Annotated in this window: 27 protein-coding genes; 18 read left to right on the top strand and 9 right to left on the bottom strand. The window is 63.7% G+C overall.

Going from position 1 to position 25,809, the window contains the following annotated elements:
• Positions 1–3: 3 nt before the first annotated feature.
• On the bottom strand, positions 4–945 hold the full coding sequence (locus IQ24_RS14460; protein ID WP_145398996.1) for a GlxA family transcriptional regulator: 942 nt from the start codon (positions 943–945) through the stop codon (positions 4–6).
• Positions 946–1,027: 82 nt separating this feature from the next.
• Between IQ24_RS14460 and IQ24_RS14455 the strand changes: the two genes are divergently transcribed.
• Genes IQ24_RS14455 through IQ24_RS14425 form a run of 7 tightly spaced genes read left to right on the top strand, consistent with a single transcriptional unit; the run spans position 1,028 to position 9,240 of the window.
• Entirely contained in the window at positions 1,028–1,915 is an 888-nt protein-coding gene (locus IQ24_RS14455) for a beta-keto acid cleavage family enzyme (RefSeq protein WP_145398995.1), read from the top strand.
• Positions 1,916–1,945: 30 nt separating this feature from the next.
• A complete protein-coding gene (locus tag IQ24_RS14450) occupies positions 1,946–3,502 on the top strand; it encodes an ABC transporter substrate-binding protein (protein WP_145398994.1) in 1,557 nt (518 codons plus the stop codon).
• Positions 3,499–4,956, top strand: coding sequence for a carnitine 3-dehydrogenase (locus tag IQ24_RS14445; protein ID WP_145398993.1), 1,458 nt, complete (start codon positions 3,499–3,501; stop codon positions 4,954–4,956). Before IQ24_RS14450 ends, IQ24_RS14445 begins: the two co-directional genes overlap by 4 nt.
• On the top strand, positions 4,953–5,927 hold the full coding sequence (locus IQ24_RS14440) for an ABC transporter permease (RefSeq protein ID WP_145398992.1): 975 nt from the start codon (positions 4,953–4,955) through the stop codon (positions 5,925–5,927). Before IQ24_RS14445 ends, IQ24_RS14440 begins: the two co-directional genes overlap by 4 nt.
• Positions 5,928–5,931: 4 nt before the next feature.
• The gene (locus IQ24_RS14435; RefSeq protein ID WP_242008209.1) at positions 5,932–6,756 is read left to right on the top strand and encodes an ABC transporter permease; all 825 of its coding nucleotides are present in this window, start codon (positions 5,932–5,934) and stop codon (positions 6,754–6,756) included.
• A gap of 4 nt (positions 6,757–6,760) precedes the next feature.
• Positions 6,761–8,362, top strand: a complete 1,602-nt coding sequence (locus tag IQ24_RS14430; RefSeq protein WP_145398991.1) for an ABC transporter ATP-binding protein — start codon at positions 6,761–6,763, stop codon at positions 8,360–8,362.
• On the top strand, positions 8,359–9,240 hold the full coding sequence (locus tag IQ24_RS14425) for an alpha/beta hydrolase (RefSeq protein WP_145398990.1): 882 nt from the start codon (positions 8,359–8,361) through the stop codon (positions 9,238–9,240). Before IQ24_RS14430 ends, IQ24_RS14425 begins: the two co-directional genes overlap by 4 nt.
• Positions 9,241–9,275: 35 nt before the next feature.
• Here the strand turns inward: IQ24_RS14425 and IQ24_RS14420 are convergent, their stop codons facing one another.
• The 7 genes from IQ24_RS14420 to IQ24_RS14390 all read right to left on the bottom strand — a co-directional run bounded on the left by IQ24_RS14420 (position 9,276) and on the right by IQ24_RS14390 (position 14,813).
• Positions 9,276–9,761, bottom strand: a complete 486-nt coding sequence (locus IQ24_RS14420) for a GlcG/HbpS family heme-binding protein (RefSeq protein ID WP_145398989.1) — start codon at positions 9,759–9,761, stop codon at positions 9,276–9,278.
• Positions 9,762–9,849: 88 nt separating this feature from the next.
• Complete coding sequence (locus tag IQ24_RS14415) at positions 9,850–10,458, bottom strand: response regulator transcription factor (protein ID WP_145398988.1); 609 nt, start codon at positions 10,456–10,458, stop codon at positions 9,850–9,852.
• Positions 10,455–11,975: a sensor histidine kinase gene (locus IQ24_RS14410; RefSeq protein ID WP_242008208.1), complete on the bottom strand. Its 1,521-nt coding sequence runs from the start codon at positions 11,973–11,975 to the stop codon at positions 10,455–10,457. Before IQ24_RS14410 ends, IQ24_RS14415 begins: the two co-directional genes overlap by 4 nt.
• Before the next feature lie 80 nt (positions 11,976–12,055).
• Complete coding sequence (locus IQ24_RS14405; RefSeq protein WP_206751557.1) at positions 12,056–13,009, bottom strand: hypothetical protein; 954 nt, start codon at positions 13,007–13,009, stop codon at positions 12,056–12,058.
• A complete protein-coding gene (locus IQ24_RS14400) occupies positions 12,996–13,382 on the bottom strand; it encodes a hypothetical protein (RefSeq protein WP_145398986.1) in 387 nt (128 codons plus the stop codon). The genes IQ24_RS14405 and IQ24_RS14400 overlap by 14 nt, the downstream gene beginning before the upstream one ends.
• Complete coding sequence (locus IQ24_RS14395) at positions 13,372–14,028, bottom strand: hypothetical protein (protein WP_145398985.1); 657 nt, start codon at positions 14,026–14,028, stop codon at positions 13,372–13,374. The genes IQ24_RS14400 and IQ24_RS14395 overlap by 11 nt, the downstream gene beginning before the upstream one ends.
• Entirely contained in the window at positions 14,028–14,813 is a 786-nt protein-coding gene (locus IQ24_RS14390; protein WP_145398984.1) for an N-acetylmuramoyl-L-alanine amidase, read from the bottom strand. Before IQ24_RS14390 ends, IQ24_RS14395 begins: the two co-directional genes overlap by 1 nt.
• Before the next feature lie 37 nt (positions 14,814–14,850).
• On the opposite strand from IQ24_RS14390, the gene IQ24_RS14385 reads away from it, so the two are divergent.
• The 7 genes from IQ24_RS14385 to IQ24_RS14355 all read left to right on the top strand — a co-directional run bounded on the left by IQ24_RS14385 (position 14,851) and on the right by IQ24_RS14355 (position 20,298).
• Positions 14,851–15,162, top strand: coding sequence for a DUF4123 domain-containing protein (locus tag IQ24_RS14385; protein ID WP_158637532.1), 312 nt, complete (start codon positions 14,851–14,853; stop codon positions 15,160–15,162).
• A 252-nt stretch (positions 15,163–15,414) separates the two neighbouring features.
• Complete coding sequence (locus IQ24_RS14380; RefSeq protein ID WP_145398982.1) at positions 15,415–16,200, top strand: 3-ketoacyl-ACP reductase; 786 nt, start codon at positions 15,415–15,417, stop codon at positions 16,198–16,200.
• A 1-nt stretch (position 16,201) separates the two neighbouring features.
• Positions 16,202–16,993 carry a shikimate dehydrogenase family protein gene (locus tag IQ24_RS14375; RefSeq protein WP_158637530.1) on the top strand — a complete coding sequence of 264 codons (792 nt, stop codon included), beginning with the start codon at positions 16,202–16,204 and terminating at the stop codon, positions 16,991–16,993.
• A 36-nt stretch (positions 16,994–17,029) separates the two neighbouring features.
• Positions 17,030–17,998, top strand: coding sequence for a TRAP transporter substrate-binding protein (locus IQ24_RS14370; RefSeq protein ID WP_145398980.1), 969 nt, complete (start codon positions 17,030–17,032; stop codon positions 17,996–17,998).
• A gap of 66 nt (positions 17,999–18,064) precedes the next feature.
• Positions 18,065–18,565: a TRAP transporter small permease gene (locus tag IQ24_RS14365; RefSeq protein ID WP_145398979.1), complete on the top strand. Its 501-nt coding sequence runs from the start codon at positions 18,065–18,067 to the stop codon at positions 18,563–18,565.
• A gap of 9 nt (positions 18,566–18,574) precedes the next feature.
• Entirely contained in the window at positions 18,575–19,843 is a 1,269-nt protein-coding gene (locus tag IQ24_RS14360; protein ID WP_145398978.1) for a TRAP transporter large permease, read from the top strand.
• 2 nt (positions 19,844–19,845) lie between these two features.
• Positions 19,846–20,298 (top strand): GlcG/HbpS family heme-binding protein, encoded by a 453-nt coding sequence (locus IQ24_RS14355; RefSeq protein WP_158637529.1) that lies wholly within the window; start codon positions 19,846–19,848, stop codon positions 20,296–20,298.
• Between the two features lie 6 nt (positions 20,299–20,304).
• Here IQ24_RS14355 and IQ24_RS14350 read toward each other — a convergent pair whose 3' ends face one another.
• A complete protein-coding gene (locus tag IQ24_RS14350; protein ID WP_145398976.1) occupies positions 20,305–20,958 on the bottom strand; it encodes a TetR/AcrR family transcriptional regulator in 654 nt (217 codons plus the stop codon).
• A 222-nt stretch (positions 20,959–21,180) separates the two neighbouring features.
• Here IQ24_RS14350 and IQ24_RS14345 point away from each other — a divergent pair, with 222 nt between their 5' ends.
• The 4 genes from IQ24_RS14345 to IQ24_RS14330 all read left to right on the top strand — a co-directional run bounded on the left by IQ24_RS14345 (position 21,181) and on the right by IQ24_RS14330 (position 25,807).
• Positions 21,181–22,293 carry a sugar ABC transporter substrate-binding protein gene (locus IQ24_RS14345; protein WP_242008206.1) on the top strand — a complete coding sequence of 371 codons (1,113 nt, stop codon included), beginning with the start codon at positions 21,181–21,183 and terminating at the stop codon, positions 22,291–22,293.
• 92 nt (positions 22,294–22,385) lie between these two features.
• Positions 22,386–23,345: an ABC transporter permease gene (locus tag IQ24_RS14340; RefSeq protein ID WP_242008219.1), complete on the top strand. Its 960-nt coding sequence runs from the start codon at positions 22,386–22,388 to the stop codon at positions 23,343–23,345.
• Between the two features lie 7 nt (positions 23,346–23,352).
• Positions 23,353–24,858, top strand: a complete 1,506-nt coding sequence (locus IQ24_RS14335) for a sugar ABC transporter ATP-binding protein (protein ID WP_145398973.1) — start codon at positions 23,353–23,355, stop codon at positions 24,856–24,858.
• Positions 24,859–24,871: 13 nt separating this feature from the next.
• A complete protein-coding gene (locus IQ24_RS14330; RefSeq protein ID WP_242008205.1) occupies positions 24,872–25,807 on the top strand; it encodes an ABC transporter permease in 936 nt (311 codons plus the stop codon).
• The last annotated feature ends 2 nt before the right edge of the window (positions 25,808–25,809 follow it).

Genomic DNA, 25,809 nt, shown 5'->3' with positions numbered 1-25,809 from the left:
GAGCTAGCCGCGCCGTGTGCCCCGCACGGTCTCGCCGAAATGGGCGCGATAGGCACGGGCGAGTGTCGCGGCTGAGGCAAAGCCGGTGCGGGCGGCGATATCTTCCAAGGGCAGGCTGGTCTCGATTGCCAAAGCGCGGGCGTGGGACAGGCGGATGATGCGGTAATAGCGACCGGCGGGCATCCCCAGATGGGTGTGAAACAGCCGGTCCATCGAGCGGGTGGTCAGCGCGGCGCGATCGGCGATGCGCGACAATGGCTCGGGGTTTTCGGCGCTTTCGCGCATCGCGACGACGGCACGCATCATCGGTGCGGGCAGGGCGCGGTCGGTCATGCGGGGCGAGCTGGATTCGGTCGGCGCGACATGGGTGCGCGTGAACATATTCGCGACGTCATAGCGCAGCGCGTCATCGGCATGGGCACCGATCAGGTCCAAGGACCAGTTCAGCACGCCCTGCGCGCCGCCGCAGGTCACGGTGTTGCCGTCGGTGACATAGGGTGCGGCGATGACCTCGATCTCCGGGAAGGCCTCGGCCAGCGCCTCGGTCTCCATCCAGTGGATCGTGGCGCGGCGACCGGCCAGAAGACCCGCCTCGGCCAGCATCCATGCGCCGGTGTCGAAGCCGCCGATCAGGGGCAGGCCGCGGGCCTTGTTCAGAAGCCCTTGCAGCGTCTTGCGGCGCAGGTGGTCGCGGATGCCATAGCCCGAAACCACGATCAGCGCATCGGTCGCCCCGACCCGGTCCAGCGCCACATCCGAGCCGACCGTCAGCCGCGAAGAGCTAAGGACGCTGCCCCCTTCCATCGACGCAATCTGCCATGAAAACAGCCGCTGGCCGGACAGGTCACGGGCCGCGCGCAGAGGCTCGATCGCGTTGGCAAGGACCATGTTCGAGAAGCCCTCGAACAGCAAGAACGTCAGATGGAAGGGCGAAATTGGCTGCATCAGCAAATGATATGGCGAAAAATGCAAATCACGCCAGCGGAATCACCGTAACGTGAGGGTAACACCGACACTGGAGAATTCGATGAACCCCGACGTTTTCATCACCTGCGCCGTCACCGGCTCTGGCCAAAGCCACAAGAAATCGAACCTTGTGCCGATCACGCCGAAACAGATTGCCGATGCCTGTATCGAGGCCGCGAAGGCCGGCGCGGCGATTGCGCATGTCCACGTGCGTGACCCGGAAACCGGCGCGCCCTCGCGCGATCCGGCGCTGTATCGGGAAGTGGTCGAGCGGGTGAGGTCCTCGGATACCGACGTCATTTTGAACCTGACGGCGGGGATGGGGGGCGACATCGTGCTGGGATCGGCCGAGGCGCCGCTGCCTTTGTCGCCGCAATCCGATATCGTCGGCGCGACCGAGCGTCTGGTTCATGTCGAGGAACTGCTGCCGGAAATCTGCACGCTGGATTGCGGCACGATGAACTTTGCCGAAGCCGATTATGTGATGACCAACACGCCCGGCACGCTGCGGGCGATGGCCAAGCGTATTCAGGCGGCGGGCGTGCGCCCCGAGATCGAGGTGTTCGACACCGGCCATCTGTGGCTGGCGAAAACGCTGGTCGACGAAGGGCTGATCGACGATCCGGTGATGATCCAGCTGTGCATGGGTATCCCTTACGGCGCGCCCAATGACACGAACAGCCTGATGGCGATGATCAACAATATCCCGGCGGGCTGGGTCTATTCGATGTTCTCGATTGGCCGGATGCAGATGCCCTATGTCGCGCAAGCGGCGCTGGTGGGCGGGAACGTCCGGGTTGGCCTCGAGGACAATATCTGGCTGGATAAGGGCGTTCTGGCCAGCAACGGCGATCTGGTCGAGCGCGCGGCGACGATCCTGACCAATATGGGCAGCCGCATCCTTGGCCCCGATGAGGTCCGCGCAAAGCTGAAACTGACCCGCCGCTAAAGGACGGGCGTCACAACAGGGAGCAACAAGATGAACGCAACCAAACATGGAATTTCGCGTCGCGGCCTTCTGGCCGGTGCTGCGGGGATGACGGCGGCGGGTCTGATCCTGCCGCGTGGCGCATTCGCGCAGGCCGCGCCGAAGAAGGGCGGCTCTTTCCGGATCGGGCAATCGGGCGGGGCGACCTCGGACACCATCGACCCCGCGACCTTCGCGGCGGGTCCAGTGGTGACGGCGATGCTGGCCGTCTGCAACAACCTGGTCGAGATTGACGCGGATGGCAAAGCCCAGCCCGAACTCGCCGAAAGCTATGAGCCGGATGCCGAGGCCAAGATCTGGACCTTCAAGATCCGCGACGCGACGTTTGGCGACGGTCGCAAGGTGACGGCGAAGGACGTGATCGCGTCCTTCAACCATCACCGGGGCGAAAACACCGTCTCGGGCGCGAAAGGCACGCTGGAGCAGGTCGCGGATATTCGCGCCGATGGCGACAATGTCGTCGTGTTCGAGCTGAAGTCGGGGAATGCCGATTTCGGCTATCTGACCTCGGATTATCACTTCATCATCATGCCCGCGAAGGAAGACGGGACGCTGGACTGGCAGTCGGGCCTTGGCACGGGCGGTTACACTCTGGTCGAGCATGAGCCGGGCGTGCGCATCACCCTGAAGCGACGCGACGACTACTGGAAGGCCGATCGGGCGTGGTTCGATGATGTGACGCTGCTGGCCATTGGCGATCCGACCGCACGCCAGAACGCGCTGATCACCGGCGAGGTTGATGCGATCAACGGCCCTGATCTGGGCACGATCCACCTGCTGAAGCGCCGCCCCGGCATTGAACTGGTCGAGACGACCGGCACTGCGCATTACACTCTGCCGATGTTCTGCGACGTGGCACCCTTCAACGATGTGAACGTGCGGTTGGCGCTGAAATACGCGATCAACCGTCAGGAAATGGTCGACAAGGTGCTGCGCGGCTATGGCAAGGTCGCCAATGACAGCCCGATTGCACCCGCGAACCGCTATTATGCCGCCGACCTGCCGCAGCATGAATACGACCCCGAGAAGGCGAAATCCTATCTGAAAAAGGCGGGGATGGACACGCTGAATGTCCAGCTTTCGACCTCAAACGCGGCCTTCACCGGGGCGGTCGATGCGGCGCAGCTGTTCCAGCAGTCGGCCAAGGCGGCTGGCATCAATATCGACGTCAAGCGCGAGCCCGAGGATGGCTATTGGTCCAACGTCTGGCTGAAAAAGCCCTTCTGCATGGGCTATTGGAACGGCCGCCCGACCGAGGATGACATGTTCAGCCTCGTCTATTCCAAGGGTGCGGAATGGAACGAAGGCCATTGGGACAATGCGCGCTTCAATGAGCTGCTGCTGAAGGCGCGGGCCGAGCTGGACGAGAACCTGCGCCGCGAGATGTACACGGAAATGCAGGGCCTCGTCAGCGAGGACGGCGGCACGATCATCCCGGTCTTCGTCAATTACGTCGATGCGCATAACGATAAGGTCGCGCATGGCAAGGTCGCGGGCGACCGCTTCTTCGACGGCTGGAAACTTGTGGAACGGTGGTACGCGGCATGAAGATTGCGGCAATTGGCGGCGGTGTGATCGGCGGCGGCTGGATCGCACGGTTTATCCTGAACGGGCATGATGTGCGCATCTTTGACCCTCACCCCGAGGCGGAACGCATCGTGGGCGAGGTCATGGCGAACGCAAGCCGCGCCTATGAGCGGCTGTTTCAGGCCCCTCTGCCGGCCCCTGGCAAGCTGATCTGGAGCGCCTCGATCGCGGATGCGGTCGAGGGGGCGGATTACATTCAGGAAAGCGTCCCCGAGCGGCTGGATCTGAAGCATAAGATCATCGCTGAAATCGAGGCTGCCGCTCCGCCAAGCGCCGTGATCGGGTCCTCGACCTCGGGCTTCAAGCCGTCCGAATTGCGTGAGGGGGCAAAGCACCCCGAGCGCATCGTGGTCGCCCATCCCTTCAACCCGGTCTATCTGCTGCCGATTGTCGAAGTGGTCGGCGGCGGGGCGGCTGCGGATCGCGCCAGTGAAATCCTGACCAGCATCGGCATGAAGCCGGTCCAGATCGCCAAGGAAATCGACGCCCATATCGGCGACCGCCTGCTGGAAGCGGTCTGGCGCGAGGCTTTGTGGCTGGTCAATGACGGCATCGCCACGACCGAGGTCATTGACGACATCATCCGCTATGGCTTCGGCCTGCGTTGGGCGCAGATGGGCCTGTTCGAGACCTATCGCATCGCGGGCGGCGAGGCCGGGATGAAGCATTTTCTGGCTCAATTCGGTCCGGCCCTGAAATGGCCTTGGACGAAGCTGATGGATGTGCCCGATCTGGATGATCGGCTGGTCAATATGATCGCGGATCAGTCGGACGAACAGTCGGGGATGCATTCCATCCGCGAGTTGGAGCGTATTCGCGACGACAACCTGATCGGCATTTTCCACGCGCTGAAGGCGAATGATTGGGGCGCCGGGCAATCCGTCGCGCAGATGGAGAACCGTTACTACGCGCGCGGCGTCACCGCCGAGCCGGGCTATCCGCTGCGTCTGCACCAAGCCCGCGTGGGCGGTTCATGGGTCGATTACAACGGCCATATGACCGAGTTCCGCTATCTTCAGGTCATGGGCGACGCGACCGATGCCTTCCTGATCCATATGGGTCTGGATGAGGCGTATCGGGGGCAGGGCCTCTCTGCCTATACGGTCGAAACCCATATCCGGCATCTGTCAGAGGTTGCGGCGGGCGAAAGGATTACCGTCGAAACCCGCCTGCTGGGGCATGACAAGAAGCGTTTCCGCCTGCATCATAGCCTTCTGAGGGAAGACGGCTCTGAAGTCGCAACGGGGGAACATATGCTGGTCCATGTGGATACAAACGCGGGCAAGGTCGTGCCGATGCAGGATGTCCTGCTGGCCAAACTTGCCGAGATTGAGGCGCTGGATCTGGCGACCGCACCGCTTGATCATGCGGGCCGCGGCATCCGCGAATTGCGCGCCACGGAGGCCGCCGCATGACAGAGCCGCGGAAAAGACACCCGCTTGGCCGCATGATCGTGCAGCGGCTCGCTATTGGCGTCTTTACGCTGTTCATCATCTCGGTGCTGGTCTTTCTGGCCGTAAGCTTGCTGCCGGGCGACATCGCCCAGCAGATCCTTGGACAATCAGCGACGCCTGAAACCGTGGCCGCGATGCGGCGGGATCTGGGTCTGGATCAGCCGCTGATCACCCGTTATTTCCACTGGATCGGCGGCGTCTTGCAGGGCGATTTCGGCAAATCGCTGGCGAATGGTCGCCCGGTCGCCGACCTGCTGGCGACGCGGCTGCCGAACACGCTGTTTCTGGCCGCCTATGCCGCCGTGATCGCGGTGCCGCTGTCGGTGCTGCTGGGGCTTTTGTCGGCGATGTGGCGCGGGTCGTGGTTCGACCGGGGGGTCAACACGCTCAGCCTGACCGCGATTTCCTTCCCCGAATTCTTCATCGCCTATATCCTGATGTATTGGCTGTCGGTGCAATGGGGCTGGTTCCCGTCGATGGCCGATCCGGGGTCAAACCCCTCGCTGATGGATCTGGTCCAGAAGGCGTTCCTGCCCGCGATGACGCTGGTTCTGGTGGTGTCCGCCCATATGCTGCGGATGACGCGCGCGGCGGTCGTCAACGTGCTGGGCGCGCCCTATATCGCGATGGCGCGGCTGAAGGGCGTCTCGAAATGGCGCATCATCACCCGTCACGCGCTGCCGAATGCGCTGGCCCCGATCATCAACGTGATTGCGCTGAACGTGGCCTGGCTGATCACCGGCGTCGTCATTGTCGAGGTGGTGTTCGTCTATCCTGGCCTTGGCCAGTTGATGGTCGATAGCGTCACGAACCGCGATATGCCGGTGGTGCAGGCCTGCGCCCTGATCTTTGCCGCCGTCTATATCTGTATCAACATTCTGGCCGATGTTCTGGCGATTGCCACGAACCCGCGCCTGCTGCATCCGAGGTAAGATCATGGAACTTGCCCGGACAATCCGCTCGATGCCCTTTACCGCCATGCTCGGGATCGTGGTTATCGCCGTCTATGCCGTGGTCGCGATCTTCGCGCCCTTGCTTGCCCCCTACGGCGAGGCCGAGATCGTCGGCGCGCAGTTCGAGCCCTGGGGCGGTGCCTTCCTTGTCGGCACGGACAATCTTGGCCGCGACATGCTTTCGCGCCTGATCTGGGGCGCGCGAAACACCGTCGGCGTCGCGCTGATGACGACCGTTCTGGCCTTCCTGATCGGTTCCATCGCGGGTCTGTTGGCCGCCGCGCGGCGCGGTTGGGTCGATATGATCCTGTCGCGCATCGTCGATATCCTGATGGCCGTGCCCTCGCTGATCTTCACGCTGCTGGCGCTGTCGGCGCTTGGGCCGGGGGTCATGAACCTGATCGTGGTCGTCGCCATCATGGACTCGACCCGCGTGTTCCGACTGGTACGTGCCACCGCGATGAACGTCATGGTCATGGATTATGTCGAGGCCGCGAAGCTGCGCGGCGAAGGGACGTGGTGGATCATCCGGCGCGAGGTTTTGCCGAACATCACCGCCCCCCTGATCGCCGAATTCGGCCTGCGCTTCTGCTTTGCCTTCCTGACGATCTCGGCCCTCAGCTTTCTGGGCCTTGGCCTGCCGCCGCCCTTGGCGGATTGGGGTGGAATGGTGCGCGACAATGCCTCGCTGATTTCGTTCGGCGATACGACGCCCCTGCTGCCTGCCGCCTGCATTGCCGTGCTGACCGTCGCCGTTAACTTCGTGGTCGACTGGCTGCTTCACCGCGCCTCGGGATTGAAGGACTGACGCCATGCTTCTGGATATCCAAAACCTCAAGGTTGAGGCCAAGACAGATACCGGTTGGACGCCGATCCTGCACGGGGTCGATCTGCAGGTGAACCGGGGCGAGGTCGTGGGCCTGATCGGGGAATCCGGCGCGGGGAAATCGACCTTGGGGCAGGCGGCGCTTGGTTACGCCGCGCCGGGGCTGCGTTTCGCGGGCGGCAAGATCCTGTTCGAGGGCACGGACCTGCTGTCCATGTCGGACCGTCTGCGCAACAATTTCCGCGGCGCGCGCGTGGCCTATGTCGCGCAATCGGCGGCGGCGAGCTTCAACCCGGCATGGCGGCTGCTGGAGCAGTTCTGCGAAGGCCCGCAGATCCACGGCACCGCGACGCGCAAGGAATCCGAGGCTTTCGCGCGCGAGCTTTACGCCAAGATGCACCTGCCGGACCCCAACAATTTCGGGCTGCGCTTTCCGCATCAGGTCTCGGGCGGGCAGTTGCAGCGGGCGATGGTTGCGATGGCGATGGCCTGCAAGCCTGACCTGATCGTCTTTGACGAACCGACAACGGCGCTGGATGTGACCACGCAGATCGGGGTTCTGGCCTCGATCCGGCAGGCGGTGCAAAGCCTTGGGACTGCGGCGATCTATATCACCCATGACCTTGCTGTCGTGGCGCAGATGGCCGACCGCGTGAAGGTCATGCGCGATGGTCGCGAGGTCGAGGAGGCGCCGACGCGCGAGATGATGGCGGCACCGCGCGAGGATTACACCCGCTCGCTTTGGGCGGTGCGCGAGTTCCGCAGACCGGAACGCAAGCTGGCCGATGATGCGCCCGCATCCATCCGCGTGGCGGGCGTGACGGCGGGCTATGGTGCGATTCAGGTGCTGAAGGATGTCGAATTCTCGATCCCCAAGGGCGCGACGGTCGCGGTTGTGGGCGAATCCGGGTCGGGGAAGTCGACGACGGCGCGGGTCATTACCGGCCTGCTTCCCCCGCAATCGGGCCATATCGAGATGAACGGGCAGGTGCTGCCCGCGCGGCTTCAGGACCGGAGCAAGGACCAACTTCGCCAGATCCAGATGATCTATCAGATGGCAGATACCGCGCTGAACCCGCGTCAGACCATCCGCCAGATCCTGTCGCGGCCCTTGGGCTTCTATCGCGGCCTGTCGGGCAAGGCGCAGACCGAACGGCTGCACGAGCTGATGGACCAGATCGAGCTGGAGCCGAAGAAGTTCCTCGACCGTCTGCCGGGCGAGCTTTCGGGCGGGCAGAAACAGCGCATCGGAATTGCCCGCGCGCTGGCCGCCGACCCGGAATTCATCATCTGCGATGAGGTCACCAGCGCGCTGGACCAGCTGGTCGCCGAGGGCATCCTGCGCCTGCTCAGCCGGTTGCAGGATGAAACCGGCGTCTCCTATATGTTCATCACCCATGACATCGAAACCGTACGCGCCATCGCCGATGAGGTTGTGGTGATGCGCTATGGCCAGGTCATGGATCGCGGCATGAAGTCGATGGTGCTGGACCCGCCGCGCCACCCCTACACCGCCGAGCTTCTGGCCTCGGTTCCCCAACCCGACCCCGACTGGCTGACCCGTCGGATTGCAGAAGGTGCCGCATGATCAGCGACCCGCAGGTGCTGGATTTCATTCGCAAGACCGAAGATTCCTATCCCGCCGATTCAAACCTCGCCACGGCCGAGGACAACCGCCGCAATTACGACATCATGTGCGCGGCCTTCCGCGCCGCCCGCCCCGAGGATCTGCCGGTCGCGGATCGGCGCATCGCAGACGTGCCCTGCCGCATCTATGGTGAGAAGACGCCAGTTTTCGTGCTCTATGTGCATGGCGGTGGCTTCGTCGTCGGAGGTCTCGACAGCCATGACGATGTCTGCGCCGAGATTGCCGATGCGACCGGGTTGCAGGTGATCGCGGTCGATTACCGCCTTGCTCCCGAGCATCGCTGGCCCGCGCAGATCGACGATGTCGCAGCGGTCTGGCGCGCGGTCGAACGTCCGGGCGTGGTCGTGGGTGACAGCGCGGGCGCGGCGCTGGTCGCGGGGCTGTGCCTGCGCGAACGCGGCGGGCATGAGCCTTTGGGGCAGGTGCTGATCTATCCGGGCCTTGGCGGGGATCGGTCGTGGCTGTCCTATTCGGAAATGGCCGAGGCGCCGCTTCTGCGCACCATCGACCTCGACGCCTATCAGACCGCGCTGCATGGCGAGGGGCTGGTGACCGATCCGGTTGCGCGGCCCTTGCTGGCCTCGGACCTGTCGGGCCTGCCACCCGCCTTCATCGTGACCGCGAATGTCGATCCGCTGCGCGACGATGGCCCTGCCTATGCGCGTCGCCTGAACGATGCGGGCGTGGTGGCCGAGTGGCGCAATGAGCCGGAACTGCCGCACGGCTATCTGCGCGCCCGCCGCAGCAGCGACCGGGCGCGGCGCAGTTTTCAGGCGATTGTCGCGGCGATCGTAAGGATGAGCCTCGGCGGCAAATGAAAAAGGCGGCCAGTTGGCCGCCTTCCATGCCTCGCTTACTGCGCCGCACCGATGGCGCTCAGGCCAGCCGCCGCGCAGGTGGCGTCAATATCACCCGAGGGCGCCCCGCCGACGCCGATACCGCCGACCAACGCCTCGCCCATGCGGATCGGCAGACCGCCCGCCTGAATGACCATGCGCGCATCCATGTCACGCAGGCCGGCATTCTCGGGGGCCGAGGCGATGAAGCCAGCCAAGCCAGCGGTATCGCGGCCCATGGCGGCAGAAGTGAAGGCTTTGCCGGTCGCGCTGGCGCCGGTATGCGGGCCGGAATTGTCGGCCTTCAGCAGCACCTTGGTCGCGCCATCGCGCGCCACGATGGCGACGCTGACGTTATGCCCCTCGGCGGCGCAGACCTTCAGCGCGGCATCGGCGGCCTTCACCGCCAGATCCAGCGGCAGATAGGGCGCGGTCGGCAGATCCTCGGCAGCAGCTGCGAAAGGGGCCAGCAGGATGGCGGCGAAAACGGTGGTACGGATCATCGGGTTCTCCTGTCATGAGTGATGACGGGACGCTAATCCGACAGCCGCGAGGGGGGTATTCGTAGGCCTTGCGGGCGCTTCCGTAGAACTACGGAACGCCTCGGCCTTCCAGCCAGAGGCGGGTCATTTCCGCCTGCGAGGTCGTGCCGATCTTGCCCGCAATCGACGCACGATGGCTTTCCACCGTCCGGGGCGAGAGAGCCAGCCGTTCCGCGATCTGCCGTGTGGTGAAGCCCGCCGCGATGCCTTCCAGCACCTCGGCTTCTCGTGGGGTCAGGGCCGAGAGCAGGGCCAGCGTCTCGGCCACCTCGGCCCGGCGATCCAGCTGGCGATCAAGGATCGCCTGCGCCTTCTGGATGGCGTCGATCAGATCAGTCTCATCGACGGGCTTTGACAGAAAGTCGATGGCCCCGTTGCGAAAGGCGCGGCGGCAGGCCTCGATATCACCATGGCCCGACATGATGATGGTGGGCCAGTCGATTGCCATCTCGGCCAGCTTTTCCTGCAGTTTCAGGCCCGAGACAATGGGCATGCGGATGTCGAGGATTAGGCAGCCCGGCTGGAGCTGCGGCAGACGCGCAAGGAAGGCCTGCGGGTCTGGAAAGCTGGTCACAGCAATGTCGACGGTGGAGAGCAGCAGCGTCAGCGCATCCCGCACCGCCTTGTCATCATCGACCAGATAGACGGGATGGTTCATGGCGCGCTCCCCGATTGGGCCAACGGCAGGGTGATGCGGAAGCTTGCGCCTAGGGTACTGTCCTCCAGCACGATCTCACCGCCCGCGCGCTCGACCAGCCGCTGGCTGAGGGCAAGGCCAAGCCCGGTGCCATCCGCGCGCGAGGTGGTGAAGGGGGTGAAAAGCTGGGGGCGAAGGTCGGGCGCGACGCCGGGACCATTGTCGCGGATGGTCAGCACCACCTGATCGCCCGAGCTTTGCAGTCGGGTCCGAACCTGACCTTCGGGCGTGTCCACCAGCGCCTCCAGCGCGTTGCGCAGAAGATTGAAGGCGACCTGCTCCATCTCGACCGGATTGGCGCGAACCATGACCGGCGCGGGCGGCAGCTCAAAGGTCAGCGCGACATTCTGCGCGCGTGCCTGCGGATCGAGCAGCGCTGCGACATTGCGCAGCGCATCGCGCAGGTCGAAGGGCTGCGCCGGTGTGGCTTGCGGCCGGGACCAGTTGCGGAAACGTTCGAGAATGACCGAGGCGCGCCGGGCTTGGGTGACCGTGTCGTCAAGCGTGGACGAGAGCCGCTCGCGGTCGTCGCGCGTCAGCAACCGCCGCCCGGCCTGCGCCTGCGCCAGAATGGCGGTCAGGGGCTGGGTCAGCTCATGCGCAAGGCCGCTGGCCATCTCACCCATCGCATTGACGCGGGCGGCATGGGCCAGGCGCGAGTCGAGCGCACTGAGCCGGGCCTGCTCCAGCGCATGTCGCGCCTGCCGCCGCTGCCTTACGAAGGCCAGGATGCCAAGGGCCGCCAAGGCAGCGGCCAGCAGGATCAGCGCGCTGCGCAGGGGCGGAAAGATGTCGAACAGCGTGACGGTTCGGCTGGTCGTCAGGATCAAGGGTTGCGAGGCACTACCCAAGGTCTTGCTCTGCGTCAGATCGCCTGTCTTGCCATGCTGAAACAACGGCGTTCCGTCGGGCAGTGAGAGAGATAACCCGGTACCCGGCTGGGTCCAGAAGGCACCGGCATCGTCCAGCAGCCGCGCCGCGTCAATCGAGAGGATCAGCCCATAGCGCGCGGCGTCGGAATTGGGACTGCGCTTGATCATGATGTAATGGCCAGCCCGGTCCGGGTCCGGCAGAAGGGTGATCGTCCCGTCCGAGGCCTTGGCGGTCTCGGCGATCTGCGCCGCAAGCCCCGGCGTCAGCGCCGCCCCCACCGCGATGCGATCCGGCTGCAAGGGCACCAGCGCAATCGCGGTGATGCGCGGAAAGAAGCGGGTGATGGTCTCTGCCACCTCTTGAAACAGCTTCTGTTCGGGATCGTCGCTGGCCGTGGCGATGGCCGACAGCGCCGTGAGATGTGCGTCATGCTGATCTGCCCGCTGCGAGGCCAGCCGGTGCAGAACCATGGTCTCTTGCGCGAGTTCTGCCGTCAGTGCCCGGTGCTGCGCGATGCCCATGATGGTCAGAAGCAGCACGAGCCCCCCGGCCCCCAGAAGGGCGAGCTTGGTGGGCGTATACAGAGGGAACGAATTGCGCTGCATGGCGCCAATCTGACAGCAGAAGTGCCGGAGGGGAATGGGCTCTTGGCGTCTGGATGACGCCTCGCCACTTAGCCCAACCCCTAGCTTCTCGACAGGATCGGATCGCCAACCTGAACTGCCTGCGGGGCCGCGCGATCCAGTTGCTCTTGCACTGCGACGCTGTCTAGATCGGGGCGGCGGCGCAAGCTGATGCGGTCGAGGGCGCGCAGGAGATCGCCAGGCAGGAACCCGCGGCGGCGAAGCAGCGGAAGCCAGCGGCTCTGCTCGACGCGATCATCCGTGAACAGATTGACCAGATCTGCCAGATCGCCGTTCTGGTTCGGGTTGGTGACGGGCTGCGTGCCCATCCAGAAGATCCGCATTTTGGCCGATCTGGTTCCGATCAATCCGGTCAGCAGCGGGCCGAACCCGTCATAGGGCGCATTGGTGAAGGTGAGGGGCGGGGCCGGTGCCGTGCGCGTCACGAAGGGCGTCGCGGCCTCTGGGCCGGTGTCTATGCGGGACAGCGCAAGCTCTCCCTTCAGAATGGTGTAGGCGACCCAGCGTCTGCGGTCGATCCTCAGGGGGGCGCGCCGGGGCCAGAGAAGCGCGCAAAGCCAAAGCGGGACGGTGAACATGAACGTGCCGATCAGCGTCCGGATGGCGTGATCGCGATGAAGCGGCCACATCTGGTCATAGTCGGCCAGCCATGCCTGCAGACTTTCGCGGCGCGGCTCGGCGGCATATTCCTCGGCCAGGACGCCGTGATAATCCGTCAGAACCCTGAACGCGTCGATCTGATCGGCAAACGGGTAGTCGGCCCTGTCCATGACCATGCCCGAGAAGCCCGCGATCACCGCGGCCAGCAACCCGAAAATCCAGCAGAGGATGCGCACCCTGCGGTCGTGGTAGCTGCAGACCTCAAGCACATCGGGGCCCACAGGACGCGCCGAGCGCCACATCCGGTTGAAATAGCCGGGATTATCGGTGACGCGGTTTTCGTCAATCAATTCGGTTGCGAACCGCCAGCCGGGACCGCTGCTAGAGTTTGCCAAAACCAAAACTTTCATTCTCGCTATGCTTGCCGCCGTTTCGGCGTGATACTTCGACATCTACGTGAACGTCTGACCATTTCCGACCTCCGGGCGCAACCGGGGTGATCCGAACAACACCCGGCGAGACGAACGCCTTCTGGATGGATGATGCCTGCTGTTTGCTGGAAAGCCAGCCGCGGCTGTATTTCACTGTGACCGCAACCTTGCCGAGATCGCCGGGGCTTTGGATGAGCTCGCAGTGAGCTTCGAACCTCCCGTCCCCTGCGACCGCGTTCTTGATGACCAGAGAGCTTGTTCGGTCCAGATAGTCCGCAAGTTCTTCGTCGAAGGATTTCGGCACCCGTTCAGGGTCGGGATCATTCTCATAGGCCAACGAGCGCGCAATTTCTGTATATCTGTCGATTTTCGCCCTTCTTACGCTCAAGTACTGGTCGGAGTTGCCATAGAAACCGAAGCTCACCCACAGCTCGATGTCGCTGAGACTTGCCAGTGAGATCGGGAAACCGGCGATCGGCCCTAAGGTAGGGGACCGAAGCGACCGTATGTGCGGAGTTCAGTCGGGTCGGGGTGTTCTTGCGCCCGGTCAGCGACACCCTCTGGCCCGCCCGCGTCGGCTCCATCGCCTGCGCGGTCAGACTGTCATTTGCAAACCCGGCCAGATAGAGCGTATCGCAGGTTTCGCGCTCGCCGCATTCCTCGGTGCCCTGAACACCGCGCAGCTCCAGCCTAAGAAGCGCGTAATCGGGTGCGTGGTCGTTGAAGACCATGGTGCCGGTGGCCGAGAAGGGCTCAAGCGCCCCCAGATCTCCGGGCGATGTATAATAGTTAAGGCAGGCGGTCGCGGGCTGCAGTGGGGTCAGCTTTTTGCCCGACAACTGATAGCACGTCCCGGGCAGGACGCTGCCGGGCGGGTTCTGGGCCAGCGCGACCGGCGGGTCGGCCTGCATGTCCCAAAGCGCGACCTGGCCTTCGACAGGCAGGGCCAGCACGAAGGCGGCGGGGCAGAGGGCTTTCATCATCAACCTATCCAATCGATCAGCGAGGTTGCGTAGGCCTGGGCAAGCTGTTGCTTGCCGTCTTCGCACATGGCGATTGCGGCCGAGGCGGGGTTGCTGCCGAAGAACGGCTCCATCAGGTAGGTATTGGTCGGGCCGTTCGTGAAGGTCGCCTGTCCGCGTGGGTTCGAGCTATAGCGCCGGACCTGATCCTTGCCGCCAAAGATCGCCGCCAGCAGCTTCACGCTGTTCTGGGCATAGCTGATGTCGCCCTTGTAGAGCACTTCGGAAAAGCGCGCTGCGGTGGATTTGACCGAGTTATAGTGCAGCTCAATCGCGATCCGCTTCTGGCTGGGGACCTCGGCCAGAAATTCGTTCACCTTGGCATATACGGTCGCCATCTCGCGCGAATAGCTGCCTGCGCTGACGCGATGAAAGATCTCGGCCGTGATCTTGCCGCCGCTTTGGCTGTTGATGAGTTCGACCGTGCGCTTGGCGATATCGTCGTTATAGGTCCATTCGGCGACGTCCATCGGCTCCGAATGCGCCTCTTGCGAGGCGGAGCTGTCGCCGATCACGATGGCCACCTTGCAATCGGGGCATTCGGCAACCGTCTGGTTCAGCGCGGAACTGCTGGCATTGTCGCGCGCGTCCGAGCCCGCATCCTGCGCGCCGGTCGATCCATTCTTCAGGTCATTGTCGACGCCATTGCCATGACCCAGCGAATTGTCTCCTGCGTCGGGTCGGGTCGCGCCCCGTGTCGTCGGCGTGCCGGGGCCGGGAAGGCCCCCGGAAGACAGGCCGCTCATGGCGGACCAGATGGCGGCGCATATGCCCTGAGATTTGGTGTTCAAGCGTTTGCCTCGGTCTGTCAGCAATGCCCCTTGCCTATGGAGGGATGGCGCGGCGATTTTCCTGCGCAGCGCGCTTGGCTTTGAGGGGGTGCGCGCGCATTTGCGTCGCTTCACGATGGTCGTCGATGAAAGCCGCAATGCACGGCTGTATTTTCGCTTCTACGACCCGCTGACGGTTCGCACGATGCTTCCGCATATGCCGGTCGACAAGCTTGGAAGCATGTTGGCAGGCATTACTTGCCTGCTCGCAGCCAATCCTGAAGGGCCGGGTACCCTGATCCGGAACATGCCACAGGCTGGCTAGAGCCGCATTTCTTACGGAATGCCGTGAAAGCCTCGGTCCAGCCGAAGCACTGTGCACATCTGCCGCTCGTGTCCATGCGCTGGATGCGGGTGGATGTGGCGTTCGAACTAGCCCTCGAAACGACAAAAAACTTGACGATATCCTCTTGCAAAAAGTAACGAACTAGACAGTTACTTAAGTCGAGTGGAATCGATTGGTTCCTGAGCTTCATCAGCCGAAATCTTCGGCTTTGACGCTCTGCGGGGGAGAGAGATGTTGCGGACAAAAGCGCAATCAGGCGTGGCCTTGGTGACGGGGTCGACGCGCGGGATCGGGGTGGCGATTGCCATGAAACTGGCCAATCGGGGGTTCGCCGTCGCGATCAACGGTCGCGAAGAGGGGCCGGGCATGGACCGTGCACTGGATGCAATGCGCAAGGCAGGTGGTCATGTGATGGCCGTGGCCGGTGATATGTCGAAGCCCGAAAACCATGGCCCGGTGCTGGATCGGATTGAAGCGGAACTCGGGCCGCTGGATTGCTTGGTCTGCAATGCCGGGGTTGGGCCGCTGCGGCGGTCGGACATTCTGGAGGTCGAGACGGACAGCTTCGATCACTGCATGACGGCGAATGCGCGCGGGCCGTTCTTTCTGGCACAGGAGTTTGCCCGACGGGTGGCAGGCTCTGGTGCGGACAGGCGTCACCGCTCGTTGATCTTCATCTCATCGGCCAATGCCGAGGCGGCCTCGCTGAACAAGGCCGAGTATTGCGTCTCGAAGGCGGCGGTTGCGATGGTGGTCAAGGTCTTCGCGATGAAGCTTTCGCCTCTTGGGGTGCAGGTTGCCGATATCCGCCCGGGGATCATCGAGACCGATCTTTCCGCCCCGGTCATTCAGGAATATGCCCGCCGCATCCGGGATGAAGGGCTGACCCTGACGCCCCGAGTGGGGCAGCCCGATGATGTGGCGCAAGCGGTCGCGGCGATTGCTGCGGGAGATCTGCCCTATCTGACCGGGACCGTGCTGTCGGTCGATGGCGGCTTGTCCATGGCGAGGCTCTAGCATGAACATCGACGGAAAAACCGCGCTCTATCTGGTGGTCGGAGACCCGATCGCGCAGGTCAAATCGCCGGGCCTTTATACGGATTGGTGCGTGGCGCATGGCGTGAATGCGGTCTTTGTCCCGTTCCAGATCGACGCGACCGAGGGCGCGCAGGTGTTCGATGCCCTGCGGCATGTGCCGAACCTTGGCGGGCTGATCGTCACCATCCCGTTCAAGCCGCTGGCGGCAGATCAGTGCCAGGTGCTGTCGCCGCGTGCCCGGGCGGCAGGAGCAGCGAATGTCATCCGTCCCATTGGTGACGGGCAATGGGCCGGGGACGCTTTGGATGGCGTTGGCTGTGTGGCCGCCCTGCGGGCACGGGACACCGAGATCCGGGGCACGACGGTCCAGCTGGTCGGGGCAGGGGGCGCGGGTGCTTCGGTCGCGGCGGCGCTGGCCGAGGCGGGGGCTGCGCGACTGGCGGTGGATGATCTGGACGCCGGGCGCGCCGCCGATTTGGCCAGCCGCTTGCGGCGTGAATTCCCCGGGGTCGAGGCCAGCACCGGGCGGCTGGATCCGCAAGAGGTAACCATCTTCGTCAATGCCTCTCCGGCCGGGATGGCCGAGGGCGATCCGCTGCCGATCAGTCCCGACGCTTTTGGCCCCGGCAAGCTGCTGGTCGAGATGATCATGCAACCGGCGCGCACAAGGCTGCTTGAGGCGGCCGAGGCGGCGGGTGGCGCGGTTGTGCCGGGACGCGAGGTCCTTGACGGGCAAGTGGCTGAAACCCTGAGGTTTTTCAATTTGAGCTAAAGTAACCCCGCATGGCGGGAGGGGAGGAGGACTAGAATGATCAAGAAGAAACTGGCAGCCGTGGGGCTGGCCTTGGCGCTGAGCGTGACCCAGGCGGCGGCGCTGGAACTGACTGCTGCGCATGTGAACCCGCCGGGCGAGCCCTCGAACGTTGCGTTCCAGGAACTGGCGAAACGGCTTGGCGAGGGCACGACCGGCATTGCCTTGCAGGTCTTTCCGCAGGGACAGGTGGGCGGCGAAACCGACGCGCTGGAACAGGTGCGCTTCGGGGCGCTGACGATGACCACGGTGGCGACGGCGTCGCTGTCCACCTTCGCGCCCTCGGCTGGCGTCTATGATCTGCCCTATCTGTTCCGCGACGGCGATACCCATCCCTGGATCGTCGCAGATGGAGAGATCGGCAAGGAGATCGAGGCGAAGATCGAGGCCGAGACCGGTCTTGAAGTGCTGGGCTGGTGGAGCGGCGGTCTGCGCCATGTCTTCACGCGCGGCGCGCCCGTGACCACCCCCGACGATCTGGCGGGGCGCAAGATCCGCGTCATTGGTAGTCAGGTCTATCTTGACAGCTTCAATGCCATGGGCGCGCTGGCCACTGCCATGCCCTATGGTGAGGTCTATACCTCGCTTGCGACCGGCGCGATTGACGGGGCCGAGAACGACATCTCGGGCTATCGCAACGTCAAATTCTATGAGCAGGCACCGAATTTCAGCCTGACGGGGCATTTCTTCCTCTATAAGCCCGTGCTGGCCAATCGCAGTGCCATGGAGGCCCTCTCGCCCGAACAGCGCGAGGAGTTCGACCGGATCTTCGCCGAGGTGACCGAGATGCAGCGGGGCCTCTTCAAGGCCAATTTTGACAGCGACCTGGCCTATCTGAAGGAAAACGGCGTCCATGTGGTTGAGGTCGACCGCGCCGCTTTCGCCGCGAAAGTCCAGCCGGTCGTCGACAAGCTGTCCGAGACCTATGGCGCTGATCTGGTCCAGCGGATCCGCGATGCGCAGTGATCCCCGACGCGCAAACGACCTGATGACGGCTGCTTCGCACAGCCGTCACGAGAGGGCGAGGAACTGATGTCGCAAACACTTGTCAAAATCGAGGAATCTGTCGTCCGCCTGGAAGGGCTGATCCTGTTCTGCACGCTCCTTGCGCTGATCGTGATGCTGGCGATGCAGGTGCTGTTCCGCTTCGTCTTGCAAGCGCCGCTGGCCTTTACCGAAGAGGCCGGGCGGCTTCTGTTCGCATGGCTGATCTTTATCGGCGCGGCGCGCGCTTTGTATGTGTCGCAGCATTTCATGGTGGACATCGTCTATAACCATGTGCCTGCGCCGCTGCAAAAGCTCTTCGGCTATGTCTCGGATGCGGCGTCGATCGGGCTTGCGGTCGTTCTTGCCCAGGCAGGCTTTCGCATGGTGTTCCGGGGCGGGCAGACCCTGCCCGTGCTGGGCATTCCGGCCTGGGCCCAGACTGCGGCGCTGCCGGTCGGCATGACGCTTCTGGCCTTTCACGCCCTTTGCTTCGTCCTACGCCGACAACATGTCGGCGACGGCGCGCATCCCGATTTCGAAGAATAGGAGGCAGATATGATCGGTTGGATCCTTTTGGCGATCATCGTCCTTATCATACTGCGCGCGCCCATCTTTGTTGCGCTTGGTGCCCCTGCGGCCAGCTATCTGTGGCTGCGCGGCATTCCGCTGGAGCTGGCACCACAGCGGATGCTGGGCACGGTCAACGAATCCATCCTGCTGGCGGTGCCCATGTTCCTGCTGGCGGGGGCGCTGATGAACCGCTACGGCGCCACGGCGCGGATTTTCGATTTCGCGCAGGCGGTCATCGGGCATGTCCGGGGCGGGCTTGGCTATGTGACCGTGCTGGCCTCGATGGTCTTTTCTGCCATGTCGGGCTCGGCTGCGGCTGACGCGGTAGGGGTCGGCAAGATGACCGTGGCCGCCATGCGTGAACGGGGCTATGACCCGAATTTCGCCGCTGCCGTCACGCTAAGCTCGGCGACGATGGCCCCGGTCATTCCGCCCTCGATCATCATGATCATCTATGGCGCGACGGCCAATGTCTCGATCGGCAAGATGTTTCTTGGCGGCATCGTGCCGGGCCTGCTGATGGCGGTTTCGCTGATGATCACCGTGGGCTGGCTGAGCGCGCGTCGGGGCTATGGCCGGGGCGAGCCGTTCTCGTTCGGCCGCGTGCTGACCACCTTCTGGCGCGCCTCGCTGGTGATGCTGACCCCGGTTCTGGTGATCGGCGGCATCTTCTCGGGCGCGCTGACGCCGACCGAGGCCAGCGCCATCGCCGTCGTCTATGTCATCTTTCTGGGGCTGGTCTATCGCAAGCTGAAGTTCAGCGACTTCTACCGCAGCCTCGTTCACACGGGGACGGCGGTGGGCGCGCTGATGCTGGTCGTCTCGGTCTCGGGGCTGGATGCCTGGGTCATCGCGCGCGAACAGATCCCGATGATGCTGGCGCAGCAGGTCACCGAGATGGTGTCCAGCCCGACACTCGTCTTCATCGCGATCCTGCTGGTCGTGCTGGTGCTGGGATTGTTCATGGATGCGACCCCGATCATCCTGATGCTGGTTCCGGCCATTGCGCCGCTGGTTACGGCATTTGGAATTGATCCGCTGCACCTTGGCGTGCTGTTCTGTATCGTCTGCGTGCTTGGCCTGATCACACCGCCCGTTGGCGTGGCGCTTTATGGCGTGGCGCTGGTGTCCCGCCTGCCGATGGAGCGCGTCTTTGCCGCGACCATTCCGTTCTTCATCATGCTTCTTGTGCTGGTGGCAATCATGATCGCGGTCCCGTCCATTGTGACCTGGCTGCCGAACAAATGGGGTTGAGGATGGATCAGGCGAACTATGCTGATCTTGTCGAGATGAAGCCGGTGCTGAGATCGGCCCCGGCCTTGCGTCTGGTCCATCACGCGCTTGACCATGCGGCCTCACGCGGTTGGTTGGTGGCGGTTGTCGTCGTCGATGCGGGCGGCGAGGTGCTGGCCTCGGCGCGCATGGACGGCGTTGCGGCCCAGACGCTGGGCTTTGCGACCGACAAGGCGTTTACGGCGGCCACCATGCAGCGCTCGACCGCGGATTTCTTTGCCCGGATGAACAGCATGGATGAGCTGAGGGTCGGTCTGGCAAACCGTCCCCGGCTGATCACCTGGGAGGGCGGGCTGCCCATCCTTCACAACGGGGCCATTGTGGGCGGGGTCGGTGTTTCCGGGGCGCAGGGGCATGAGGATGCCGAATGCGCCCAGGCTGCACTTCACAGCCTGGGGCTGGCTGGCCAGATCTGACGCGCGTCAGGTGCAGACCAGACGCATGATCGTGTCGATATTGAAACGGAGGCGCTCTTCGAGCGCCTCTTTCGCCATCAGGTCACGCTCGAAAATGATCGAGCCTGTGAAGCGGTTGGTCAGATAGTAATAACCAATCGCGGCGATGGTGATGTTCAGCTGCACCGGATCGATGCCAGAGCGGAAATCGCCGCTTGCCACGCCACGCTCAAGGATCGTGTCGACCATCGAGACGAAGCGGCGGCTGTAGATCTTGACGATCTCGGACTTCTTCAGGTGCTTGGCCCGGTGCAGGTTCTCGCTGTTGACCAGCGTGATGAACTCGGGGTGCTTCAGGTAATATTCCCAGGTGAAGCGCACCAGCCGCGCCAGCGCCTCTTTGGGCGGCAGGTGATCCAGCGCCAGCTTCTGTTCGGCATCGCGGATGTCGATATAGGCATTCTCCAGCACGGTCTGGAACAGGTCCTCCTTGCTGCCGAAGTAGTGATAGAGCATCCGCTTGTTGGCATCGGCCTTCTCGGCGATGACATCGACGCGGGCACCGCCAAAGCCATTGCGGGCAAATTCGTTCAGCGCCGCCTTGAGGATGCGCGCCTTGGTCGCGTCGGCATCGCGGATGCGGGGCTTGCTGCGCGCTGGCGTCTTGGCTTCTGCGGTCACGCTATCTCTCCGGTCATTCGGCTGGTCCTCTATCCCGTGAAGGTTATAGCAGTCCCAAGCCGACGCAAGACGTGCTGGACAAATTAACGCACTATCCGGTTAATTATCATGCTTGACTCGATATTGCCAAAACAAGTAACCAGATGGTGCATTGATTTGGCGGCGCCTGCCATCCGAGGGTCTGAGGAGAGATCCGGGCAGCGCCTCATGGGGAGGCTCAGAATGTCCACATTCATCAAGGACTATATCGACCGCGAGGTCATGACCCGGCGCAAGCTGCTGCTGGCGGGGGCTGCGGGTATGGCGACACTGGCCGCGCCAGCCATATTCGGGCGCGGTCAGGCGCGCGCCGCGCTGACCGACCCGGCCATCGCATGGAGCTATCGCGACCGTGCTTCGGCCTATTGGAATGCGGTCGTGTCGGGGGGCGAGGCTTTTGTCGAATCCATCGGTCGCAGCAAGTCCGACATGGTCAACCTGATCAGCGAGGGCTCGTCGGAAAAATCGCTGGCCGATATCAAGGCCTTTCTGGCCAAGACAGGCGGCAATTGCGCCATCGCCTGCGACCCGAACGACAGCCCCAACGCCCGCCCCGTCGTCGAGGCCGTGCAGGCGGCAGGGGCCTATATCTCGACGATCTGGAACAAGACCGACGACCTGCACCCCTGGGATTTCGGCGACAACTACGTCAGCCACATGACCTGGTCCGACGAACAGCCCTCGGAACAGACAGCGCGGATCCTGTTCGAGGCGATGGGCGGCAAGGGCGGCGTCGTGCATCTGGGTGGGATCGCCGCGAACAATCCGGCGGTCGAGCGGCTGGCCGGGCTGCAGAACGCGCTGAAGGACTTCCCCGAGATCGAATTGCTGGACGCGCAGCCCGCCGATTGGGACACGACCAAGGCGGCCGAACTGATGTCCTCATTCCTGACCCGCTACGGCGACCGGATCACCGGCATCCATTGCGCGGCCGACAACATCGCCTATGGCGTGATCGAGGCGCTGCGGGCCGAAGGCATCACCGACATGCCGATCGTCGCCTATGATGGCAACCCCGAGGCGGTGAAGCTGGTTATGGATGGCCAGTTGCTGGCCACGGTCTTTACCAACCCCTATTGGGGCGGCGGCATCTCGGCGGCCTTGGCCTATCATGCGGCCATCGGCACGTTCAAACCCTCCGAGGAACCGCAGGAGCATCGCGAGTTCTACGGTCCCACCGTTCTGATCACCCAGAAGGACGCGGCCGAGTTCAAGGCGCAGTATCTGGACGCCACGCCCGCCTATGACTGGACCAACTTCTGGGGGCCGAGCAACGGCCAGATCCAGTATCGCTGAGTTCTGAAAATCCGATGGGTCGACCGCGATGCGGTCCTCCCCGCCGCCCGTCGGGGCGCGCGGCCCGACAGTGTTGAGGAGAACTGTTGAAGATGAAGCTCACCCGCGAGAATGTCATCCGATGGGCTCCGGCCCTCGTGCTGCTGGGGCTGGTCGTGCTGTTCGCGGCGATCAATCCCGCCTTCCTGTCGCAACGCAATCTGGCCCGGATCGCGCTGGCCTCGACACCGGCGATGATGGTGGCGCTTGGCGTCACGTTCATCATCGTCATGGGCTCGATCGACCTGTCGATGGAGGGGGTGGTGTCGCTCTGCGCGGTGCTGTTCTGCCTGCTGTTCCTGCGGCTGGGCGGTTCCCTTGGCGCGGGCGCGTGGCTGGCCATTCCGGCGATCCTGCTGTGCGGGGCCTTCTTCGGATGGCTGACCGGCATGGTCCATGTGCGGCTGCAGATCCCTTCATTCATGGCCAGTCTGGCGATGGGCTTTGTGGGCACGGGTGCCGCGGTGCTGGTGACCGGGGGCGATATCGTCCGCATCGAGGATGACGTCTTCCGCGCCCTGCTGACCTGGCGGATCCTTGGCTTTCCGCTGATGGTCTATATCGCCGCCGCGCTGGTGCTGCTGGCTTGGTTCATCCAGAACCACACGACGCTGGGTCGCAACTTCTACGCCGTCGGCGGGGGAGAAGAGCTGGCCCATGCCTCGGGCGTCAACGTGCGCCGGGTGCGGCTGGCGGGCTTTGCGCTGGCCGGGGTCTTCTACGCCATCGCCGCGATCTTTCAGGTGGCGCGTCTGGGACAGGCCGAGTCGGTGACCGGCGCGAACCTGATGTTCGTTGCCATCACCTCGGTCGTTGTCGGCGGCGTCGCCCTGTGGGGCGGGATCGGCGGCGTGCTGAATGCGGTCGTCGGCGTCCTCATCGTCAATGTCATCGGCAACGGCATGGTCGTCATCGGCCTGCCCAACTATCTGCAGGACGGCTTGCTGGGCGTCCTGGTCATCATCGCGGTCGTGCTGTCCACCGACCGTCGCCTTGTCAGTTTCGCGAAGTGAGGGCGGCATGTATCAGCTAAGCTCGGTCGACAAGAAATTCCCCGGCGTCCATGCGCTGAAGGCCATCGACTTCCACATCAAGCGCGGCGAGATCGTTGGGCTGGTGGGCGAAAACGGCGCCGGAAAATCGACGCTGATGAAGGTGATCTATGGTGCCTATCAGCCCGATGGCGGCCAGATCCTGATCGATGGCAAGCCCGTGCATTTCGCCAATCCGCGTCAGGCAATGAAGCGCGGCATCGGCATGGTGTTTCAGGAACAATCGCTGATCCCGAACCTGACGGTGATGGAGAACATTTTCCTTGGCTATGAGGCGCAGTTCACCCGGCTGGGCGTGGTGAACTGGAAGGCGATGGCGGCGGCTGCGCGAAAGCAGCTTGCCAAGGTCAAGCTGGACATCGATCCGGCGACGGTGACCTCGGCGCTGTCCTTCGCGCAGCGGCAACTGGTCGAACTGGCGAAGGTTCTGACGCTGGAAGAGCGGGTCGAGGGCGATCTGGTCATCCTGCTGGACGAACCCACCTCGGTCCTGTCCGAGGATGAGGTCAAGCTGCTCTTCAAGCTGGTGCGCGAACTGACCAGCCGGGCGTCCTTCATCTTCGTCAGCCACCGCATGGATGAGGTGATGGAGCTGTCGGACCGCATCTATGTGATGAAGGACGGGCAGGTGATGGATGTCGTCGCCAGAGCCGAGGCCGACGCGAGCGCGATCCAGCACAAGATGGTCGGTCGCCACGTCGACCGTGAATATTACCGCGAGCAGCGCCAGAAGCCCTATGACCGCTCGCGCAAGCTGTTCGAGATGCGCGATGTGGTCCTGCCGGGCCGTCCGCACAAGTTGAACCTGACGCTGCATCCGGGTGAGGTGCTGTGCCTGGTCGGGACCGAGGGCTCGGGGCGTGAGGCGATCCTGCGCACGATCTATGGCATGCTGGCCCCGCTCTCGGGTCATTTCGAGATGAAGGGCGAGGCGCTTCGGGGCTTCAACCCGCGCCGCTCGGTCGCGATGGGCGTGGGCTATGTGCCGCGCGAACGCAAGATCGAGGGCATCGTCGCAGGCATGAATGTCTATGAGAACATGACCCTGTCGCAGCTTGGCCGCTATTCCAAAGCGGGCGTGATCGACGTCGGACGCGAGAAGGCGCTGGCGCGGGACTGGATCAGCAAGCTGTCAATCAAGGCCCATTCCGAATTCGCCGATTGCGGCAATCTGTCGGGCGGCAACCAGCAGAAGGTGGTGCTGTCAAAATGGCGCTCGGGCGGGTCCGACATCATGCTCTTGGACCACCCGACGCGGGGCCTAGACATCGGGGCCAAGGAAGACGTCTACGACATGATCCGCGACATGAGCGACGACGGCACCGGCATCGTGCTGGTGGCCGACACGCTGGAAGAGGCCATCGGCCTCTCGCACACCATCGTCGTCCTGAAAGATGGCGAGATCCGGCAGCGCTTCGATTGCCAGCCGGGCGCGAAGCCGTCGCTTTATGACCTTCTCCATCACATGATCTGAGGCGCAGATGACCATGCAACGCATCAAACCGCATCTTCCCTGGATCACCCTTTTGGTGCTGACCGCCGTGGTCGGCGTGGTGGATCCTAACTTCCTGCGCCCCGCGAATCTGCTGAGCCTCGCGGGCGATATCGTGCCGTTGTTCATCATGGCACTTGGGCTGACCTTCGCCATCTATATCGGCGGCATCGACCTGTCGGTGCAGTCGATGGCCAACATGATCACGGTCATCGCCTCGATCTATCTGGCCTCGTTGGGGGCTTGGGTCGCGGTGCTTTGCATCGCGGCGGGCTTCGGGCTGGGGATGCTCTCGGGCTTCCTGACCACGCGGCTGTTCGTGCCGTCCTTCATCTCGACGCTGGCGGTGGGCGGGGTCTGCTTTTCGGTCGCGCAATGGCTGTCGGGCAACCGCGCCCTGAACATGGATGCCGAGCAGAGGAACGCCACCTTCGGCTGGATGATCGGCCATACCGGCATCGTCCCTAACGAGCTGTTTTTGGCCGCCGCCCTGCTGGCGCTTTGCCTGTTCATCGAACGCCGCACGGTCCTTGGCCGGGTGCTGAAGGCCGTGGGTGCGGGCGAACCGGCGGCCAAGGCATCGGGCATCAATGTCGGGCGCTACAAGATGTTGGCCTTTGCCATTTCCGGGGCGTTGGCGGCGATTGCGGGCCTTCTGTTCTCGGTCAAGCTGTCGGGGGGCGCTCCGACCATCGCCAACGGCTTCCTGTTGCCCGCCATCGTCGCGGTGCTGGTCGGCGGCACACCCTTGACCGGTGGTGTCGGCGGGGTGCTGAACACGCTGATCGGCACGCTGATCGTGGCCGTGATCCGTGCCTCGATGCTGTATCTGGGGATCGAGGCGACGCAGCAGCAGATGCTGTTCGGTCTGGTCCTGATCGCGGCGATCGCGCTGACCATCGACCGATCCAAACTGCGTACCGTGAAGTGAGG

The organism is Paracoccus sulfuroxidans (genome assembly GCF_007830335.1).
Taxonomy (GTDB): domain Bacteria; phylum Pseudomonadota; class Alphaproteobacteria; order Rhodobacterales; family Rhodobacteraceae; genus Paracoccus; species Paracoccus sulfuroxidans.
Note: the sequence above shows the minus strand (reverse complement) of the source record. Positions and strands in the feature narration are given on the sequence as shown.

What these genes read in the sequence shown, in the direction of transcription:
- IQ24_RS14375 (WP_158637530.1), top strand. Translation starts at nt 16,202, where the DNA reads ATGAACATCGACGGAAAAACCGCGCTCTATCTGGTGGTCGGAGACCCG.
- IQ24_RS14370 (WP_145398980.1), top strand. Translation starts at nt 17,030, where the DNA reads ATGATCAAGAAGAAACTGGCAGCCGTGGGGCTGGCCTTGGCGCTGAGC.
- IQ24_RS14345 (WP_242008206.1), top strand. Translation starts at nt 21,181, where the DNA reads ATGTCCACATTCATCAAGGACTATATCGACCGCGAGGTCATGACCCGG.
- IQ24_RS14420 (WP_145398989.1), bottom strand. Translation starts at nt 9,761, where the DNA reads ATGATCCGTACCACCGTTTTCGCCGCCATCCTGCTGGCCCCTTTCGCA.
- IQ24_RS14410 (WP_242008208.1), bottom strand. Translation starts at nt 11,975, where the DNA reads ATGCAGCGCAATTCGTTCCCTCTGTATACGCCCACCAAGCTCGCCCTT.
- IQ24_RS14355 (WP_158637529.1), top strand. Translation starts at nt 19,846, where the DNA reads ATGGATCAGGCGAACTATGCTGATCTTGTCGAGATGAAGCCGGTGCTG.
- IQ24_RS14365 (WP_145398979.1), top strand. Translation starts at nt 18,065, where the DNA reads ATGTCGCAAACACTTGTCAAAATCGAGGAATCTGTCGTCCGCCTGGAA.
- IQ24_RS14380 (WP_145398982.1), top strand. Translation starts at nt 15,415, where the DNA reads ATGTTGCGGACAAAAGCGCAATCAGGCGTGGCCTTGGTGACGGGGTCG.
- IQ24_RS14460 (WP_145398996.1), bottom strand. Translation starts at nt 945, where the DNA reads ATGCAGCCAATTTCGCCCTTCCATCTGACGTTCTTGCTGTTCGAGGGC.
- IQ24_RS14390 (WP_145398984.1), bottom strand. Translation starts at nt 14,813, where the DNA reads ATGAGCGGCCTGTCTTCCGGGGGCCTTCCCGGCCCCGGCACGCCGACG.
- IQ24_RS14440 (WP_145398992.1), top strand. Translation starts at nt 4,953, where the DNA reads ATGACAGAGCCGCGGAAAAGACACCCGCTTGGCCGCATGATCGTGCAG.
- IQ24_RS14450 (WP_145398994.1), top strand. Translation starts at nt 1,946, where the DNA reads ATGAACGCAACCAAACATGGAATTTCGCGTCGCGGCCTTCTGGCCGGT.
- IQ24_RS14395 (WP_145398985.1), bottom strand. Translation starts at nt 14,028, where the DNA reads ATGATGAAAGCCCTCTGCCCCGCCGCCTTCGTGCTGGCCCTGCCTGTC.
- IQ24_RS14360 (WP_145398978.1), top strand. Translation starts at nt 18,575, where the DNA reads ATGATCGGTTGGATCCTTTTGGCGATCATCGTCCTTATCATACTGCGC.
- IQ24_RS14335 (WP_145398973.1), top strand. Translation starts at nt 23,353, where the DNA reads ATGTATCAGCTAAGCTCGGTCGACAAGAAATTCCCCGGCGTCCATGCG.
- IQ24_RS14415 (WP_145398988.1), bottom strand. Translation starts at nt 10,458, where the DNA reads ATGAACCATCCCGTCTATCTGGTCGATGATGACAAGGCGGTGCGGGAT.
- IQ24_RS14425 (WP_145398990.1), top strand. Translation starts at nt 8,359, where the DNA reads ATGATCAGCGACCCGCAGGTGCTGGATTTCATTCGCAAGACCGAAGAT.
- IQ24_RS14445 (WP_145398993.1), top strand. Translation starts at nt 3,499, where the DNA reads ATGAAGATTGCGGCAATTGGCGGCGGTGTGATCGGCGGCGGCTGGATC.
- IQ24_RS14340 (WP_242008219.1), top strand. Translation starts at nt 22,386, where the DNA reads ATGAAGCTCACCCGCGAGAATGTCATCCGATGGGCTCCGGCCCTCGTG.
- IQ24_RS14430 (WP_145398991.1), top strand. Translation starts at nt 6,761, where the DNA reads ATGCTTCTGGATATCCAAAACCTCAAGGTTGAGGCCAAGACAGATACC.
- IQ24_RS14435 (WP_242008209.1), top strand. Translation starts at nt 5,932, where the DNA reads ATGGAACTTGCCCGGACAATCCGCTCGATGCCCTTTACCGCCATGCTC.
- IQ24_RS14455 (WP_145398995.1), top strand. Translation starts at nt 1,028, where the DNA reads ATGAACCCCGACGTTTTCATCACCTGCGCCGTCACCGGCTCTGGCCAA.
- IQ24_RS14330 (WP_242008205.1), top strand. Translation starts at nt 24,872, where the DNA reads ATGCAACGCATCAAACCGCATCTTCCCTGGATCACCCTTTTGGTGCTG.